Origin of the sequence: Comamonas sp. Tr-654 (genome assembly GCF_011752915.1) — a bacterium.
Classification (GTDB): Bacteria; Pseudomonadota; Gammaproteobacteria; order Burkholderiales; family Burkholderiaceae_C; genus Comamonas.
Genome location: NZ_VWWQ01000001.1, coordinates 935,010 through 951,289 on the forward strand (window position 1 = coordinate 935,010; position 16,280 = coordinate 951,289).

Annotated in this window: 17 protein-coding genes and 2 pseudogenes; 6 read left to right on the forward strand and 13 right to left on the reverse strand. The window is 52.5% G+C overall.

All coding sequences use genetic code 11. From position 1 onward, the window contains the following. Positions 1–79: 79 nt before the first annotated feature. The 4 genes from F3J24_RS04220 to F3J24_RS04235 are packed head-to-tail and all read right to left on the reverse strand — an operon-like array spanning position 80 to position 2,318. Positions 80–697, reverse strand: coding sequence for a LysE family translocator (locus tag F3J24_RS04220; RefSeq protein ID WP_167002975.1), 618 nt, complete (start codon positions 695–697; stop codon positions 80–82). A 10-nt stretch (positions 698–707) separates the two neighbouring features. Next, positions 708–1,055 (reverse strand): antibiotic biosynthesis monooxygenase, encoded by a 348-nt coding sequence (locus tag F3J24_RS04225; protein WP_167002977.1) that lies wholly within the window; start codon positions 1,053–1,055, stop codon positions 708–710. 7 nt (positions 1,056–1,062) lie between these two features. Continuing rightward, positions 1,063–1,683, reverse strand: a complete 621-nt coding sequence (locus F3J24_RS04230; protein WP_167002979.1) for a glutathione S-transferase family protein — start codon at positions 1,681–1,683, stop codon at positions 1,063–1,065. Continuing rightward, entirely contained in the window at positions 1,680–2,318 is a 639-nt protein-coding gene (locus F3J24_RS04235; protein WP_167002981.1) for an FMN-binding negative transcriptional regulator, read from the reverse strand. The genes F3J24_RS04230 and F3J24_RS04235 overlap by 4 nt, the downstream gene beginning before the upstream one ends. Positions 2,319–2,427: 109 nt before the next feature. Here F3J24_RS04235 and F3J24_RS04240 point away from each other — a divergent pair, with 109 nt between their 5' ends. Next, complete coding sequence (locus tag F3J24_RS04240) at positions 2,428–3,915, forward strand: PLP-dependent aminotransferase family protein (protein WP_167002983.1); 1,488 nt, start codon at positions 2,428–2,430, stop codon at positions 3,913–3,915. Positions 3,916–4,164: 249 nt separating this feature from the next. Here the strand turns inward: F3J24_RS04240 and F3J24_RS04245 are convergent, their stop codons facing one another. The 4 genes from F3J24_RS04245 to F3J24_RS04260 all read right to left on the reverse strand — a co-directional run bounded on the left by F3J24_RS04245 (position 4,165) and on the right by F3J24_RS04260 (position 6,139). Next, a complete protein-coding gene (locus tag F3J24_RS04245; protein ID WP_167002985.1) occupies positions 4,165–4,665 on the reverse strand; it encodes an HAD domain-containing protein in 501 nt (166 codons plus the stop codon). A 63-nt stretch (positions 4,666–4,728) separates the two neighbouring features. Beyond that, positions 4,729–5,286 carry an HAD domain-containing protein gene (locus F3J24_RS04250; RefSeq protein WP_167002987.1) on the reverse strand — a complete coding sequence of 186 codons (558 nt, stop codon included), beginning with the start codon at positions 5,284–5,286 and terminating at the stop codon, positions 4,729–4,731. Further along, the gene (locus F3J24_RS25105) at positions 5,283–5,864 is read right to left on the reverse strand and encodes an HAD domain-containing protein (RefSeq protein ID WP_167002989.1); all 582 of its coding nucleotides are present in this window, start codon (positions 5,862–5,864) and stop codon (positions 5,283–5,285) included. Before F3J24_RS25105 ends, F3J24_RS04250 begins: the two co-directional genes overlap by 4 nt. Then, positions 5,849–6,139: a hypothetical protein gene (locus tag F3J24_RS04260; RefSeq protein WP_167002990.1), complete on the reverse strand. Its 291-nt coding sequence runs from the start codon at positions 6,137–6,139 to the stop codon at positions 5,849–5,851. Before F3J24_RS04260 ends, F3J24_RS25105 begins: the two co-directional genes overlap by 16 nt. 41 nt (positions 6,140–6,180) lie before the next feature. Here F3J24_RS04260 and F3J24_RS04265 point away from each other — a divergent pair, with 41 nt between their 5' ends. The 3 genes and pseudogenes from F3J24_RS04265 to F3J24_RS25110 all read left to right on the forward strand — a co-directional run. Continuing rightward, positions 6,181–6,321, forward strand: a complete 141-nt coding sequence (locus F3J24_RS04265; RefSeq protein WP_167002992.1) for a hypothetical protein — start codon at positions 6,181–6,183, stop codon at positions 6,319–6,321. A gap of 42 nt (positions 6,322–6,363) precedes the next feature. After that, positions 6,364–6,624 carry a helix-turn-helix domain-containing protein gene (locus F3J24_RS04270; RefSeq protein ID WP_167002994.1) on the forward strand — a complete coding sequence of 87 codons (261 nt, stop codon included), beginning with the start codon at positions 6,364–6,366 and terminating at the stop codon, positions 6,622–6,624. Between the two features lie 230 nt (positions 6,625–6,854). Further along, positions 6,855–7,100 (forward strand): annotated as a pseudogene (locus F3J24_RS25110) (IS3 family transposase); the annotation flags it as partial. Between the two features lie 295 nt (positions 7,101–7,395). Here F3J24_RS25110 and F3J24_RS04280 read toward each other — a convergent pair. The 4 genes from F3J24_RS04280 to F3J24_RS04295 are packed head-to-tail and all read right to left on the reverse strand — an operon-like array spanning position 7,396 to position 13,166. After that, positions 7,396–7,824 carry a hypothetical protein gene (locus F3J24_RS04280; protein WP_167002998.1) on the reverse strand — a complete coding sequence of 143 codons (429 nt, stop codon included), beginning with the start codon at positions 7,822–7,824 and terminating at the stop codon, positions 7,396–7,398. Then, positions 7,821–10,064, reverse strand: a complete 2,244-nt coding sequence (locus F3J24_RS04285; RefSeq protein WP_167003000.1) for a hypothetical protein — start codon at positions 10,062–10,064, stop codon at positions 7,821–7,823. Before F3J24_RS04285 ends, F3J24_RS04280 begins: the two co-directional genes overlap by 4 nt. 2 nt (positions 10,065–10,066) lie before the next feature. After that, positions 10,067–11,902 carry a hypothetical protein gene (locus tag F3J24_RS04290; protein ID WP_167003002.1) on the reverse strand — a complete coding sequence of 612 codons (1,836 nt, stop codon included), beginning with the start codon at positions 11,900–11,902 and terminating at the stop codon, positions 10,067–10,069. After that, the gene (locus F3J24_RS04295) at positions 11,883–13,166 is read right to left on the reverse strand and encodes a site-specific integrase (protein WP_167003004.1); all 1,284 of its coding nucleotides are present in this window, start codon (positions 13,164–13,166) and stop codon (positions 11,883–11,885) included. The genes F3J24_RS04290 and F3J24_RS04295 overlap by 20 nt, the downstream gene beginning before the upstream one ends. A 136-nt stretch (positions 13,167–13,302) precedes the next feature. Here F3J24_RS04295 and F3J24_RS04300 point away from each other — a divergent pair. Continuing rightward, positions 13,303–14,221, forward strand: a pseudogene (locus F3J24_RS04300) (IS5 family transposase); the annotation flags it as partial. A gap of 171 nt (positions 14,222–14,392) precedes the next feature. Here F3J24_RS04300 and cls read toward each other — a convergent pair. Next, positions 14,393–15,832, reverse strand: coding sequence for a cardiolipin synthase (cls, locus tag F3J24_RS04305; RefSeq protein WP_370527721.1), 1,440 nt, complete (start codon positions 15,830–15,832; stop codon positions 14,393–14,395). A 168-nt stretch (positions 15,833–16,000) separates the two neighbouring features. Between cls and F3J24_RS04310 the strand changes: the two genes are divergently transcribed. After that, entirely contained in the window at positions 16,001–16,255 is a 255-nt protein-coding gene (locus F3J24_RS04310; protein WP_167003008.1) for a helix-turn-helix transcriptional regulator, read from the forward strand. Positions 16,256–16,280: the final 25 nt, after the last annotated feature.

Sequence of the window (16,280 nt, forward strand, 5' to 3'; positions counted from 1 at the left end):
CGTTGATTTACCAGAAGCAAAGTCGTCCCTGCTTCTGTCAAGTGCCGCCTCGGCCCTTGGGAATTCCTTCTTAGTGATTTCAGGCACTGCGTCGTGCGACGGCAAGGAAGATGCCCAGCGCGACCATCGTGCCGCCTGAGACGCGATTCAACACCTTTGCACGTTCTGCACGGGCTGTGCTGGACTTCAGTATCCGGTCTGCGGCGAACACTGCCAGAACATCCACAAGAGTGTTTAGCGCCACGCAGATGCTCCCTAGCACTGCCAACTGCGGTGCCAGCGGCGAACCAGGCACGATGAATTGCGGCAAGAAGGCCAGGAAGAAAAGTGCCGTCTTGATGTTCAAGGCTTCAACCACGATGCCTTCCACAAAGGCTCGTCGGGCGCCTTGAGCGCTCACGGTTGGCGCTGCGTCGTTCTGGCTGCGGCGCAGCAGCATACGGACACCCAGGTAGACGAGATAGGCGGCACCGACGTACTTGACCAGGTTGAACGCCCAAGCGGACTGTGCGATGAGTAGTGACAGCCCGAACGCGGCAGCAAGCACGTGGAGCAGGCCTCCCAATCCGGTGCCAAGACACGAAGCCAAGCCTTCACCACGGCCGCCGGCCACCGTGCGAGCGACCACATAGGCAATACCGGGGCCAGGCGTGATGGCCAGGACAACGGCCGCGAATACAAAAGCGAGTAGTGACATGGCGGGATGCTCAGGAATGATGCGGTGAAGCCGGATTACTTACGGAAGTGAGTGGATGGCTGATACCGCCGTCCCCGTAGGAGCGGATGACCTGGGCCACAACGATGTGATACCCATCAATCCACTGCGCGCGCTTCTGCTTGGCAGCGGCGTGTGCTGGATGCTGAACGAGCTGCTGCAGAGCTTCTAGCGTGTCCCAGTAATAGACCGTTGAGATAAGGCCTGCTGACGGGTTCTCCCAAGCCTCCTCGCCCAAGTAGCCTGGTATGCCCTTGGCGATGTCGGCAATGGCCTTGTCGAGCTGGTGGAACTCATCGTCGTACTCGCCCTTGGCGAAAGTGAAGGTGGCGCTGTACATGGCAACCTCAGCTCAACAACTCATAGGGAGCCTGCCAGCCAGATGTCTGCGAGAGGCGCTCCATCCATGCATACATGTTCGGGTACTCGGTGCTGATGTCGAAACCCAATTCTTCCTTGGGATAGAAAACATAGCCTGCCAGAGACAGGTCGGCAATCGTCAGCCGGTCTCCAACGATGAAGCGCTGTGCACCGAGATGCTTCTCGACAATGTCGAACGCACTCGCGATGCGCTGCCGCATGAAGGTCAGCACAGCCTCGTGCGGCGTCGGCGTAGTGAAGGCTCGCAACCAGCGATAGGTCGCCAAATTGGCCGTGAACTTGTGATTGTCGAACAGCAGCCAGCGGAGAACCTCAGGGCGCGCTCCCTCGGACAGGCGTAGTGCGCCGACGTGTTCGGCCAGATGCAGAAGGATGACCCCCGACTGAGTCAGTTTCTGCCCATCAACCTCCAGTACGGGTACTTCGCCCAATTCGTTCACCTCGGTCCGCCAAGTCTGCAGACGAGTCTCGCCACCGAAGTAGTCCACGACCACCTTGTCGCAAGGCAGTCCGGCGATAGAGAGGGCCAGGGCAACCTTGTAAGAGTTGCCAGACTCTTTGAAGCAGTGAAGCCTGTATGCAGTCATGACGATGCCTTCCGAGTCGTGTCTGTCATGGCCTGAGCCAGACCATGGTTCCCCTGCAATTCCAGACCAAGGATGGCGCCTTCACGGTCCTGCTGCTCATGGTGCTGATTCAGCTTGCGCTTGCCTTCCAGGCGGCTCAGCCGAACCTCGATGCCAACAATATGCCTGAGTTGCTCAGCCAGGTAGTCCGGCGGCGCATCGCCCATCTTCCAGGGCTTGGGCTGGTCGAGCTCATGTTGGCGCGTCAGACGCGCCACGACGCCCCAGATGAACTTCTCGTCGTCGCGGACATGGATGGTGCCGTGAGCATGCACGACCTCGTAGTTCCACGTCGGCACGCGCCGATGCGTTTGCTGTTTGCCGGGATACCAGTTCGGCGAGATATAGCCGTGCACGCCGCGGAAGACGACCAAAACCTCATCGCCATCGCGAACCTCCTGCCAGACCAGGTTAGACCGTGCCACGTGAGCGGTCAGGATGCCAACGCTGCCTGCGGCGGCGTCAAGTAGAAATGGCAGATGGTGGACTTCAAGACCCGTAGCGGTATGCGTTACCAACATGCCCAGCGAGTTCTCGCGGAGGATGCGGTGAAGTTCTTCGACCCGGGGTTCGGCAAATTGATTGGGAAGGTACATGGACGTTTGAATGCAAGCGTGGCCGGAACTCCGGCGAAGGCATCACTTTGCATCCAAGCCGGATTGGTGAAAATATCCAGTTTTGACTCATTTTTACAGACCAGTTTCTATGCCAAAAGACGCCGAACCCCGGACAGGTTTGAGCCGGGCGCTCTATGCGGAATTCCGCACACGTATTGCAGATGGCACCTACGCCAGCGGCACACCGCTGCCGTCGACACGCGCGCTGGCAACTGAGCGTGGTCTTTCCCGCGCCACCGTTTCGCTGGTGTATGAGCAACTGGCCGCCGATGGCTTCATCGAGAGTCGCGCTGGTGCCGCCAGTCGCGTCGCCGCAGGAGCTGCCCAGGCGGGCGCTGGCGACCGTGCCAGGCATGCACGGACAAAGCCGACCGCACCAGAGAGCCTTGCCGGCTCGCTCTCTGCCATTGGCCGGCACATCTCGTTGCTCAAACTGGGAGACCCCAGCTCGACGGCAGCTGGAGAGATTGATTTCGTTTACGGGCCGTTGTCTGGCAACGACTTCCCCACGCTGACTTGGATGAAAGCGCAACGTACTGTAGAACGCCAGCGCAGCCGTCGCCTCGAGTACGAGGACCCGCGCGGCAACATGGAGCTGCGCCGGGCGCTGCAGGCGCACCTAAGTCAGGCCCGCGGCATGGCTTGCTCCGTCGAGCAGCTTTTGATTGTTAACGGCTCGCAGCAGGCCCTCGACCTCTGCGCTCGCTTGTTGGTCGACCCAGGTGGAAGCGTGGTGGTGGAGAATCCGGGCTATCGCATGGCACATCATGCGTTTGAGGCCTATGGAGCGAAGTTGCTCTACGCCGACGTCGATTCGCAAGGCCTGGTCACTGAGCACCTTGCCGCGCTTGGGCCGGCACAACTGGCCTACATCACGCCGACCCACCAGTTCCCACTGGGCTCCTTCTTGCCAATCGCGCGTCGTCGGCAACTCCTCGACTGGGCAGCAGAACGCCAGACCTGGGTCATAGAGGATGATTACGACAGCGAGTACCGCTATTCCGTGCGTCCAGAGGCCACGCTTCAGTCGCTCGATACCCGCGGCTGCGTGATTCACGTCGGCACATTCTCCAAAACTTTGTCGCCGCAGATACGACTCGGCTACATGGTGCTGCCGCATGCTTTGGTACAGATATTTGCTGATGCCAAGCGTGTGACTGACCGTCATGCCGCAACTGGCGTGCAGCGAGCACTAGCCCAACTGCTGGAAAATGGCAGTTATGACCGGCATGTGCGGCGCATCCGCCGTCTGCAGCAGGCAAGGCAGCGTGCATTGGTCGAAGCGCTGGACCGATATCTGGGGGAAGAAGTCGAGGTGCAAGGGGCTGCCAGCGGACTGCACGTGGTGGCGTGGTTTCGTGCATTGCCGACTACAGCGGAGCTCGCTCTGGTCGATGCGGCCCGGAAGCAAGGCGTGCGAGTGCATCCAATTGGTCCCTTGTTCCATTCGGGCAAAGCGAGGCCCGCAGGACAGCGCTCATCCGGCCTGGTAATGGGCTATGCATTGCTGGAACGGGACACCATCGAAGAGGGAGTTCGCCGCTTGGCGGACGCACTGCGACAGGTCAGTCGATAGGCAATCTGGCTCGTGCCCAGGTAAGCATGAAAGTCCATCACTGCACCGCAGCGGGAATTGCTACGTCTGCTTCACACTTGAAATCGGCATCCAGCCAAGCGCTACGAGAGACGGCAATCGCTGCATAGAAATCTTGGCCGACTGAAGGCCGAAGGACCACAAAGTGTCGCATGCAGTCGCTGGCCAGCTCAAGCTACCGGCCCACTCTTAGCGGACTGATGGTCAGCGATGGCCAGCGCCCGCAGGCAGTCACCACTGCTTAAATTGTTCTTTCAATTTGTCTGACAGCTCTATAAGAGCCTGCGGTTCCGATAGCCCTGACGTTCGTTCTGTCAGCACGAAATGCGAGGATGCCGCGGCACCCCAGCCATCGTCGTCATCATCCAACGCGACCCAACTGGTTGCGGAGCGACGTGTGGCATCCGCAAGCACTTGGGCTCCTCTGCTCATCGCATCGAACTCGAACTTGTTCATCGCACTGTGAAACGTTGCCCCAATCACCCTTGAGCGCAGAGTTTCGGGGAGATAGGCCCTGGCCTGGGAATAGCTCAACACTCGCACCCAGGAAGTGGACAGGACGATGGCGACATGAGGGTACGGCGCCAGAGCTTCAACAAGGACCTCGGCGTACTCAAACAAGCTGTGACCAGCATGCTCGAGACCAAAGTACATCCCGCCCCTCGGGTGTCGGTAAACCGGCTCCGGGTGCAGCACTCCGTCATAGTCCAGATAGAGAATGGTCTTTGACATGTTTGCCTGACTTAACGGCACACCAGTAGGTACCGATGTACGCTGGCTGAAGTGCCGCTGGTTTCAAGGTTTAGAACTTAAACCTCGCAGCGCAAAGGCACGCCTAAGGCTTTGAAGCTCGTCCTTCTGAAAGCCAACTCCTTCCTGACAAAGAACCACGAATTGACGCCGTTCTCGCGACCAGTTCTCGAATCCTGTTCCTGAGAGTCCATCATCCAGGACCGCCCACAAGTGAGCACTTTCTGGATGCTGCTCCAGCCAACTGTTGATTTCCACCGCACGATGCGCTCTTCTAGAGACCTGTGGCGTTGTCCAGTCTCGGTGCAGACCCTGCGCAACAAAGCCAAGACCGCCCAGCTCTAGCGTCTTCTCCAAAAGGCCTTGGTCAAAAAACCAGCGCCAACTGGTAGAAAGGACGTACCGCGGCGAGAACTCTTCATGCGCCAGCCTTATATGCGACACCGCCTGGGCGTCGAACAGCTTGGCCCATAGCTCATCCTTTGCACTAAGTGGTGTGCCTTCTCGAGCTGCTTCAGCCAAAGCAGTTAGTGCGTCATATCCACCAAATGGGTTGTTGAGGCAAATGACGTCATCGAAGTCTAGGAAGAGAACGAGGCTCATAAGGGCTCGCCTCGCCTTTGCTCATGGCCGAAGGACTGACGTTCTACTGGAGGAGCAGGGCTATTGCAGTCTGCGTGCTGGTTCATCCAGTCACGAAGCTTCTGCTGGACGCTGATGTCCGATATCCCCGTCTCACTCTCACAAAGTATCAATGTGGGCCAAGCCCCGGCCGGCCCCGGAAAGAACTTCGGTTTATCGTCTAGCACCACATAGTCAGTGATGGCGTTAAGTTCCAGCCAAGCACGAATCGCTACGTCTCGTCCTGTTTGGGGATTGCCAATGGAACCACCGTACCAGCGTGCAATTGGGGCAAGGAGTTCTCCCAGTTGGGCGTCATTCAAGAAGATGCGCCAGGAGCTGCTGACAACCACTGCGATATCCGAATGTTCCTGCAGCAAGTCCTTGAGGACGCCTAGGTGCTGGAACGTGGCAGGCCATCCCGCTCGAATTTCGTGCGGCTCAAGCGGTGGTCGTGCACCTGCAATAGCTCGGGGTGGATGCAGGACTCCATCAAAGTCCAAAAAAATGACTCGGCTGACCGAATACGGCTCCGGGGAGACTCCTATCGAGATGGGCATGTTTTGTCGTTGATTTCAGAACAAGGAGCCTGGTTAGAAGAGGCATGCGACCGATAGGTAATTAAAGCCCTAAGAGCGGCTTCGACATATGACTCTCCTACCAGTTCAAAGCTACCTATGCGGCAGGAACATCGGCCATCCTGGATGTCGAACGCTGCGCCCAATCTCTGTGCATCTTGCAATACATCCGCTGCGAGGCTTTCATGAAATGAGCCACCCACAACTTCAAGCTCTTCACCAAAAATAGTCAGTTGTTTGTTCACAGTGTCGAACATGGCGAAAGAGCCTGAGGTGCACATCAGGTGGGAGAGCCCGCATGACTTTACATATGCGAGCTCAAGGGCAACGCCTGCTAGGTCCGGCTGCGCTCCAGAAATACCTTGAGGTACTGATTGGTTGGTCTGCATTTAAAAAACATCAAATTGATGTACATCGTTTTGGTGTAATTCTACTTTGACTGCAACCTAAGCGCCCTTTAGTCTATGAACAGCCGTTGGGCATGCCTCTTCACACTCCGGAGTACGAGCAATTTTTGGAGCTCCTCAAACAGCAACGCCTTGACACAGGTGTCTCTCAGGTAGAGCTATCCAAGCGCCTTGGCCAGACTCAACAGTACGTGAGCAGGTGTGAAGTTGGGGAGCGCCGCCTGGATTTGATTGAGTTCTACCAATGGTGTGAAGCGCTTGGTGTAGACGCAATCGCGTTTTTTGAAGACCTTCGCCGCGTGCTTAAGAAGCACCGCTCATTTCACGCCAAATAGTTATTTCGCTCAAAATAGCAGCGCCACAGGACGTGGAGACAGCCACCTCGTCCTCACCACTCCCCGGCGCAGCAGCGCTAAGGGAGAAGCTCTACACATGGTTGGCTGAGGTGGAAAAGAAGCTACGGGCCCGTGAACAACGTATAGCGGGATAGATGCATCACGTCGTAACACAGATGTCCCCGGCCAGATAAGCACGTGAAATATTCTTGCGTCATGACGTCTCCCCGCAGGGCTGGCTAAAAGCAGCCTTCATCATTGACGTGTTTGCCCAGGGTATCGAAGGCTGGCAAGTGAGCGATTCGACGTTTACGGACTTCGTGCACGATGCGCTGAAGCAAGCCCTATTCCACGTGCCAGCCGGAACACGATGAAACCTGGTCTGTCACTCCCTCACTGGCTTGCAGCACATCAGCGTTCACTACACCGTGCTGCCGTCAGAACCGGGCATCGAGCCGTCAGTTGGCAGCAAGGGGACAGGCCGGAGAATTGGCCCGATTTTCAATCACTGCCAACGATACAGCTAAACCAACAAAAACGACAGCGCATGTATGGACACATCAAGCTTTATGGTACCGATACTGTCCACAGCTTAAGAACTGCAATTAACAAATTCGAAGAGCTAAGTTGTTGACTTATCAGGAAGTAGATGTGTCCACATCCACTGAAGCACCGAATATCCCTCAAATGCCATCAAAAATTATTGGCTAGAGGAGGAAGACCTGAGGGAACTGCCGAATACGTCGCATGGAAAATAGCAAGACGACCCACCTATTGACCCGTGACCACCTTGAGCGCTGCATTTCTCTTCTCCACAGGCATGGTAGCAACCGCTCCCTTCTGTTGAGCTCTGCGGAGCTTCACTAGAAGCTCTGCATTCTGCACGTCACGCATATCAATCCTGTCCCGTAACTCGGAGACGAGATTTTCTAATTCCAACTGACGAAGTTGAAGCTCTTCAATACTAATATAAGGTTTCTGTTCATACTCCAATATTTCCTGGCGCAGTTCTAAATAGATTGAGTTCGTATCACCAAGAACTCCGCGAGAGAAGCCTGCCTCCTTGCAGACCGATGCAAGATTGATTCTGACTTTCCCCAAACGATGAGCCAACTTTAATAAATCAGCATTTGTCGGAGTACCTGTAACCAAACGCTCAAATGCTGCTCTCAACAGAGCTTCAGTTTCAGCTGCACTCATAGTTCGTTAAGTTCCTTGCGCTTCCTGGACGCATCATTCTTCTTGCTCAAGAGAATAACCATCGCCTTCGCCTGCTTTCTGTCACGCTCGTCTACGCGAAACTCCCGAGGGTTATACCCTGGAGAACGTGCTTGCTCCTCAAGCCTTTCCTCACGCTGGGTCCAGTAAGGTAAGTGCGCCCGATGCGCCGCAAAGCACTCGCAGCCCGCGCACATGCTCGCCGAACGCGCCATATAGTCTGGTTTGACCCCCTTCCAGGATGCCCCACCCCCTGCCATACGACACCTAGACCCTTTAGGATTTGCCCGAATGAAGCAGTTACCTGCATCATTGAAAAACACCTGTAACTCATTCGTGGTCACAATTTCTTCAACTGCTTCAAGAAGGTCCTTATCACTCAACTTCTTTAAATCATCCGATTTGAAAAATGTTTCAATCCTCTCCGCCATTCGACCTGCCAGCTTTTCGCCTCGTACCACATCAACAAAAAAGGCAACTGAGTCGGCTGTTCTCTGAGATTCGCTTTCCTGTCTCAATCGGTGAACAGCTGGGAAATACGCACTTTCAGTAATTGAAACGTTCATATGCTTGAAGTGCTGACTGACGGCGCGCAACAGTGATGACCGCGTCTCTAGAATATAAGCGGAGAAAGTCTTTCTGCCATGATGTCCCTTAATGCATAGCCCCCTTGACTCTCGATAAATCACCAGAGATTCACCATGAATGCTTTCATCTGGCAGGGCAGATAAATCGACTTGGGTATAAATGAATTGTCTAATTTGCCTGAGAATTGTGTCTGTCTTTGAGGGAGTAATATTAGAATGGTCGCGAGGCATACCTCGTGGCCTAGAAAAGTTCAATACTAGGTCATTTAAACTAGAAACTTCGCGCCACTTCGAAAATAATTTCTCCAGCACACAAAGTGCTTTCACAGCGGGCGGCATAACGTCAGAATCGACTGGAGATGAACCAACGAGCCATTTTTCTTTCGCGGGAAATTGACGTCCTTTTGAGGTTACACCATTTACAAAAAATAATCTGGTAAGCGAGTCCTTAGTGAAGGCGTCCTCAAGGCAAATAGCCACATTTTTTTTCTTACTAGGCAACCCACCTTTGAGACTACATACCTCGCTTACGCGCATTCCAACGAAAAATAGAATGATAATCAAACATGCACCACTCAGGTTCAGAACAACATTTCTAAATGTCTGAAGTGGTGAAGAATTGAACCAGCCATCGTGATTGATGTACTCACTTACCTCAAAATCAATCGGTGCGCGCCATGGGCCCAATTCTCCCTCCAGAGTACTGAACTTGAATTTTCTTAGTTCAACAGAAGGGTTCAAGTCTTTTTCTAGTGCATCAAAATATATATCCACAAGGTCTAGCACATCTTTTGAGCGCTCGTTGACCCAATTCAAAGCAGACGTTAATAGAGGAAGCGCAACTTCGTCCGGAAAAGGAGGAATTATTTTGCAATAGGCGGTGCCAATTCTACTTACTATGGCACCACAAGGTTCACCTCCATAGGGGAATGCAGGCATTGTTGGCAAATTAAATCTATCAAATCTATCCGATTGCCAGTATGCGTAGAATATAAAACTAATTCTAAGAGAAACTTGCTCGTATGAAAAATAGTCCTCAGAGCGTTCAGCACCCTCTTCATCCAAGTCATATGAGGTTTCAGAATCTTCGTCCAACTCAAAAATTTCTGATGAAATATCAACAAAATCAACTTCCTCCTCTCCACTAGAGCTTAACGGTGCATTAACCGGTCGACGCGGCCTATCGTATACACCAGGAACAATGCCAAAAAATTTAAACCTGTCTGCAAGTATCTTCGGTAAATCCGATTCAAATATTTCAAGTGCTTGACCATCTAAATCTGCAAATGATTTGTAGCCACACTTTACCATCCAGCGAAACAAATCTCGAGCTCCAGCCATCATCCCCAAAGTGCTGTGGGGACTGAGGACCTTTCCATAGCCAGAATCCTCACTTATCATTCCAAGAACGGTTTCTCGAAATGATGCCAAAAGAACTTGATGCTTCTCTAGTAAGGAGTTCTCACCACCAGGCAGGGAAAATTTCCAGTTCAATCTTGGTTCCCGGGCAAATGATGAAGCAGATTTTAAATACCAAATATCGTCTCCCCAATATGATTTTTCCGATACTGCCCGTGCACCCATCACATCAAAGTTGATAGCACGACTCTGGATTGGCTGCTTTTTCTTCCTCATCATTACTCCAATCTTCCTATTGGGCCCAAGCTGAGTTTCTTTGCTTCCTCAGCTACAAAATTCGAGAACGCTGAAATCCATTTGCGCATTAAAATCGCTCTCACAGGCTTGTATCTCTTACCCCAGCGCTGGGGGTCCACGTAGTTCTGAGCCTCCCAGATTTCATCGATGAGTTGTACGGAGCGTGCGAATGCGTAGGGTGAATTGATGTCCAAAAATCCGAGTGCACAAGCAGGACACATACCCTTTGCGTGGCATGCCCTTCCTTTGACCTCACCATCAATGGGGGAGTCATATGGATTGACGCAGTTCCAGCCAGGAGTGGCCGCACCGAGGTCTGAGCTATCCGCACTTCCTCGATGGTCTATCCTTCCGTAGGTTCGAACGTGGCGCTCTTGACCAGCCATTACCCCAGCCAATTGCTCAATGCGCTTTGCCTTTGCACCGCTGCTGTCGTAGTAGGCCTGAAGTACAGCCGCGGTATTCCCACCCGCGGCACTGTGCGCGCGGATATCATCATCGGAGATATCACGCACGATATCTAAAGCAGTTGCTCGAATTTTTTGTGTAGTCAACCTACTTTTCAACCCTAAAAGCTTGGTTAAACGCTTCATTCCCGTAGTCCAATGGCCGCAGACATCCGTTCCGCTCTCAACAAAGGTCTTAAACACATCGACCCCTCCCCCCTCTCGATGCGAGAATAGGAATAGATAGTCCGAAAAATCAACTTTTCTTAATGGAGCACCCCAACGCTTCAGAAAATCAACGACTTTGTTGGGTGATAGTGGGTCATCGTCGTCATGGGCGAAAGAGCGTGAATAATTTTTTCCACGATTTTTTACGAATGAAAGTTTTACCCTCATTACCCCCATTACTTCAACATCATTTATTTCAGAAATTTTCAGAGTCCGCAGCGGATTTGTATTTGACGCTGAATATATCGCCAACAATACAACGAATGGGAAAATGCTCTCCGCAGATGGATAGAACATTGAATATACTTTTCCAGTGCCCCCATGGACATAGGCAATAGAATTAAAGATATCCGGATGGGTAATTTTCAACTCACCGGAACAACTTGGAAAAGGGATTCTCTCTAAATCTTTCAAAGCCCACAACAAGGCTCCCAAGTTATTGTACTTTCCACGACCTCTAGCATGAAAGTTCGGAGGTATTCGTTGCCCATTCAGAATTGAGTTCGCGTAATCAACCTTTTTCATGGTCTCTTCACACAACTCTCTTACTGTGGAATACAGCCTAATAAAAGTATTATCATCAAGAACCTCGGTGGACTCGGTACTTTGCTGCGCCTCAGGAAAAGGGTTAGAAATGAACCCAATCCTTTGCGTCATATTGTTTGCATACTTTTCGTTATCCAACAAAATTTCTATAAATCTTTCAAATGCTCCATAATACTTCCTGAGAGTGTTCGGACTTAATAGCTCCCCCTTTTTCTCTCCTCTCCTATGCCTCAATCCACACAAAAAATCGTAGAATTCACGGACAGCCTTAGTATCCATGGTGCTAATTTCATCTTTCCCCCTGCCTGAGGAATTAATCCATCGACAAAATCCATTGGAAAAATTGTAGGCAATCTTTAAATAATTTGACGGCTGAGCCACTTCACTGGATGAGCAATATTTCGCGAACGCATAAAGCCAATAATCTGCTGTCGCAAAATATTTAACTTCCCTCTCTATGACCTTACGCGATTTTTCATAGTGTTCCGGATATCGTCCAACATACGAAAGAAGTCCTGGCGCAATATGAGGCTCAGACTCGCTCAGAAGAATTTTCTTTTGTTCTGATGAAATCTGACTAAATCGAGTATTTTTCATGAAGACAGTCCATAAAAGTGTCAGACACAACCGCTTCAAAATCAGACGCAGTCTTAAGATAAAACTTAATTGTGGTTAGTACGTTTGCGTGCCTCAACTGAGTGGATATAAATATCCATGGTTCACTATCTCCTCCCCTTTTCCTAGCGTAATAAGTCCAAATAGCGTATGTGTGACGTAAATCGTGAAATACGTATTGAGCTCTTTCAACTAATTCATCATTTTTTGATATTTTTTGACCGAAACTACCAATAGTATATTTCTCCACAAATCGAACCAGACCAGCGCGCTTGCAGGCATCTGAGAAGCGACGCTGAAGGGTTCTGTGACTTACTGGTCTTCCAGCACACCCTCCCGCTCCAAGCCCATTGATTATTAGTAAATTTGCCTGTATTCCAGTTTTATTTACTATAAAATTTCTCTCCCCATCGATATAAGCCAAGGACTCCTTAATAACCCATCCTGGAAACTTAACATTTGCGACCTTTCTTCCTTTTCCAACGAGGCGAATAGGATAAATCCGCGTATCTTCAATGTTTCCATTTCTATATCGCTCTATCATGCTTACACTCAAGTGGGTAACATCACCGATTCGGAGTCCAGCAGATAAGGCTAACTCGCAGGCGAGTCTATCCCTGCAACTAAATTGATAGTTTCCATTCTGCTTACTGGGAAGTACTCCAAGCTCAGAAAATAGTTTCCTCGCCTCGTGAAACTGTAAGACATTTTTCTCTCCAGAATCATCGTCTTTGTTCTGGTCTCTCGGCTCAACCGTGACCACACTCTGCTCCAAAAATAGACTTTTATCGGAGAGATTATTATTATTTATTGATAGATTTTTCTTTGACCACTTGTAGAACTCCCGAACGGTGGTGCTCATTCTAGTAATTGTTTTAACTGCTAATAATTCGCAAATAGTTGGCGATATAGTCTTATCCAAAATCGTGACGAATGCATCTAAATGCACTTGACGAACCTCAAGCCAATTTATCTTCACATTGTCGAGATATGTAAACCATTCCTTCAAGTCTTTGCAATAGGCAATTCTAGAATTAATAGAAAGATGACGACCGCTTCTTACTCTCTTTTCAAGCAAAAATAATAGTACTGGCTCGCAAATTTGCCCAGAATTTTCTTCAACTAGTATCGGGAAATACTTTGGGAGGGTATCGCTTTCAATTGAACGCTTAATCACCCACTCACTAGAGAATTCTTCTAGGCAAGAGCCAGGAAAACAATCCGCACTATCTTCATCAGAGAGCATCTGCTTGACCTCCAGAAATCTACTCTGGACAGTAAATTTATAAATGCAAGAGGGCGCTACAGAGACGTGTTTGTTAAAATTGAGCCATGAGGTGGCGCTGCATAAATTACTCTCTACAGTCCGATAGCAACGAGCGATGAGTCAGTCTCTGAATTCCAAATACCGTTATCACACAAACAACTGGAAGCAGTACAACTGCTGCGCTCAAAGCGCAAGGTTTCTGACTTTCTGATTGAATAAGGGCATTTCATGGTTCGCCGCTATCAGCGGCAAACGCAGGCGTAGCCCACAGTTCTCGGATGCAGCTATCCAGTTCTACCTGACCACCAAGAGTCTGTTTGGCTCGGCCTTGCGATAGAACACCGGCTTTGGGCAATCGCTGCTGGCTTTGTCCGGACTGCCATGGCCTGTTCCGGACTTCAGTACGCTATGTCGCAAACGATGTAGTCTGGATGTGCAAATAGCGTATTGCACCAGTTATGGTGGACTGAATTTGCTGCTCAACTCCACGGGCATCAAACTCCTGAGCATGGGCGAATTACAATGAAAACAAACAGCCGATGTCAACAGCGCAAGGTAAAAATCGGCACTATTAACCTTCAGCGCTGCCCGTGCGAGCCATCTACGTGCCCTCCAAACACGTCAGCGATGAGGTCGTGGCGCCGCACTTGTTGGTACAACTACTAACGGATGAGTCATTGCTGGGCGTTACCGGTGATGGTGCCTATGACATACCGCCTGTATATGCCGGAGTGATGGAGCGCAATGCCCATCATCTCCCCGCAAAAAATGCCCGGTGCGCAAACGCACTGCCTTTGCGCACCGCAATGTGGCGATTGCCTCATTTAGGCGCTTTGGACCCAAGTTATGGAATAGTTGGAGTGGCTGTATCATCAGCGCAGCATGGTGGAGAACACGATGCACTGCATTAACTTCTTGGGCGAGCGGGTCAAATACCTAGGACCTTTGAGCGCCAATTCAACGAACTGCACATCCGAGTCGCCATTCTCAATCGGTTCACTGAACTGGCCTGTCCGCAAACGCTGGTTGTGGCACAGCAATATCTGGGGTCAGGGGAAGTTTGGCCAGACACTGATTTATGCGACAGCGCCACGCCATGGATAAAGCAGTCAACCGGAGTTGGCGAACAGTTCTGGCTGTCGCATAACAGTCCTGCAGGCGCCATAGCGCCAGAGCATCCACACAATGATTCACGGTTTCACTCATTACAGCAGCGGCGATGTCAGCCGGGCCATGGAGCCGAACAGCCGTCGCCGCAGACCTTTCTCGCTGCGATATTGCACCATTCGAGCCTGGCCCAGATCGGCCTCGAACTGGGCAGCGATGGCCTGATTCAGCTCCGACCCATAGCCGATCACGCAGACCTCGTAATTGAGGAAAAAGCTGCGATAGTCAAAATTGGCCGTGCCAATCATGGCCATATTGTCATCGACCACCAGGGTCTTGGAGTGCAACATGCTGGCCGCATATTCATAGATATGCACACCGCAGCGAATCAGCTCGTCAAAATAGGAGCGCGCAGCAGCCGTCACCAATAGAGAATCCGACTTCTTGGGCACGAGGATGCGGACCTCCACACCGCGCAGCGCGGCATTGGTGAGTGCCGTCAGCGCGCCTTCGGTCGGCACAAAATACGGCGTGGTCAGCAAGATGCGCTGCTGGGCCGCGTTGATGGCCGCCAGATAGGCACGGTAGATGGCATCCAGCTGATCGTCAGGCCCCGAGGTCACGACCTGCATGGGCATGGAGCCGTCTTCGCAGTCGGGCAGCAGGTCATCGAGATCGTCGGGCAGGCGGTGCGGATCATCGCTGCGGGTGTAGGCCCAGTCCTCGAGAAACACCGTCTGCAGCCAGTTGACGACCGAGCCTTCGACGCGCAGATGCACATCGTGATAGGCATCGTCACAGATGCGCTCGTTCTCTTCATCGGTGACGTTCACGCCGCCCGTAAAGCCCACCTTGCCATCGCAGACCAGAATCTTGCGGTGGGTACGAAAATTGACCACAGGCCGCAGCCGCCGCCCTATCTTGGCGTCGTGAAAGCGCAGCACCTCGGCCCCGGCCTGCAGCAGCGGCTCCAGAAATTTGCGCCCCAGCTTCTTGGAGCCCAGAGCATCCACCAGCAAACGCACCTGCACACCTGCGCGTGCTTTATCGATCAGCAAATCACGCAAGGCCGTGCCGGTCTGATCGGGCTCGTAGATGTAGTACTCCAGATGCACATGGTGGCGTGCGGCGCTCACAGCCTCCGCAATCGCATCAAAGGTCGCGGCGCCCCCCACCAGCAACTGCATGGAGGTGGCCGTGCTTACCGGGAAATCGCTGGTCATGCCGACCAGCCGCGCCACCTGGCGCAGGCGCTCCTGCTGGGCCGGAATGCGCTCCCTGAGCTTTTGCATACTGTTGCGCACTCGCGAACGCTTGCGCGAGCGCAGCCGCTTGATGCGCTGGCGCTTCATGCGTTGCGGGCCGAAGTAGTAATAGACCAGCAGACCCACCACAGGCAGCGCTGCCATGGACAACAGCCAGCTCAGCGTGGCAATCGGCTGGCTGCGCTGCAGCAGGATCCAGATGCCCACCACGATGACATACAGGGACCAGCCCACGGACAGCCAGAGCTGGACGCTCTCGTGGCTCAGCTGCATTGCTATCCAGTCCAATTGCGCACTCCTGTTGTTCCGTGAACCATCGCCACCATGCCCTCGCAGTATGGCAGTGGCGTGGCAGACTGCGGCGCCCGGCCTGCCCCGAGGAAACACCCTCCAGCAGGCGCCACGCTTTTGCACCGCGCTACAAAGAGTATATTGATACGCATGACTTCCGAACTCATCACGACTTTGGTCCAGGCCCGCAAAGCCGCCCGCATCACCCAGGCCGATCTGGCCGAACGCGCCGGCCTGTCGCGCATGGCAGTGCAACGCACGGAAACCGGCGATGTCGACCCGCGCTTTTCCACCCTGCAGGAAATGGCCCGTGTGCTGAATATGGAGCTGATCGCCGTGCCCGCCGAGCTGCACGCCCAGGTGCAGGCACTGATCCAAGCTCAAGCCGGCCATGATTCACTTTGAAGTCTTACGTATTGTTAACTTGAGA

Coding starts and splice junctions, on each gene's coding strand:
- F3J24_RS04220 (WP_167002975.1), bottom strand. CDS start 697: ATGTCACTACTCGCTTTTGTATTCGCGGCCGTTGTCCTGGCCATCACG.
- F3J24_RS04225 (WP_167002977.1), bottom strand. CDS start 1,055: ATGTACAGCGCCACCTTCACTTTCGCCAAGGGCGAGTACGACGATGAG.
- F3J24_RS04230 (WP_167002979.1), bottom strand. CDS start 1,683: ATGACTGCATACAGGCTTCACTGCTTCAAAGAGTCTGGCAACTCTTAC.
- F3J24_RS04235 (WP_167002981.1), bottom strand. CDS start 2,318: ATGTACCTTCCCAATCAATTTGCCGAACCCCGGGTCGAAGAACTTCAC.
- F3J24_RS04240 (WP_167002983.1), top strand. CDS start 2,428: ATGCCAAAAGACGCCGAACCCCGGACAGGTTTGAGCCGGGCGCTCTAT.
- F3J24_RS04245 (WP_167002985.1), bottom strand. CDS start 4,665: ATGTCAAAGACCATTCTCTATCTGGACTATGACGGAGTGCTGCACCCG.
- F3J24_RS04250 (WP_167002987.1), bottom strand. CDS start 5,286: ATGAGCCTCGTTCTCTTCCTAGACTTCGATGACGTCATTTGCCTCAAC.
- F3J24_RS25105 (WP_167002989.1), bottom strand. CDS start 5,864: ATGCCCATCTCGATAGGAGTCTCCCCGGAGCCGTATTCGGTCAGCCGA.
- F3J24_RS04260 (WP_167002990.1), bottom strand. CDS start 6,139: ATGTTCGACACTGTGAACAAACAACTGACTATTTTTGGTGAAGAGCTT.
- F3J24_RS04265 (WP_167002992.1), top strand. CDS start 6,181: ATGACTTTACATATGCGAGCTCAAGGGCAACGCCTGCTAGGTCCGGCT.
- F3J24_RS04270 (WP_167002994.1), top strand. CDS start 6,364: ATGCCTCTTCACACTCCGGAGTACGAGCAATTTTTGGAGCTCCTCAAA.
- F3J24_RS04280 (WP_167002998.1), bottom strand. CDS start 7,824: ATGAGTGCAGCTGAAACTGAAGCTCTGTTGAGAGCAGCATTTGAGCGT.
- F3J24_RS04285 (WP_167003000.1), bottom strand. CDS start 10,064: ATGAGGAAGAAAAAGCAGCCAATCCAGAGTCGTGCTATCAACTTTGAT.
- F3J24_RS04290 (WP_167003002.1), bottom strand. CDS start 11,902: ATGAAAAATACTCGATTTAGTCAGATTTCATCAGAACAAAAGAAAATT.
- F3J24_RS04295 (WP_167003004.1), bottom strand. CDS start 13,166: ATGCTCTCTGATGAAGATAGTGCGGATTGTTTTCCTGGCTCTTGCCTA.
- cls (WP_370527721.1), bottom strand. CDS start 15,832: ATGCAGCTGAGCCACGAGAGCGTCCAGCTCTGGCTGTCCGTGGGCTGG.
- F3J24_RS04310 (WP_167003008.1), top strand. CDS start 16,001: ATGACTTCCGAACTCATCACGACTTTGGTCCAGGCCCGCAAAGCCGCC.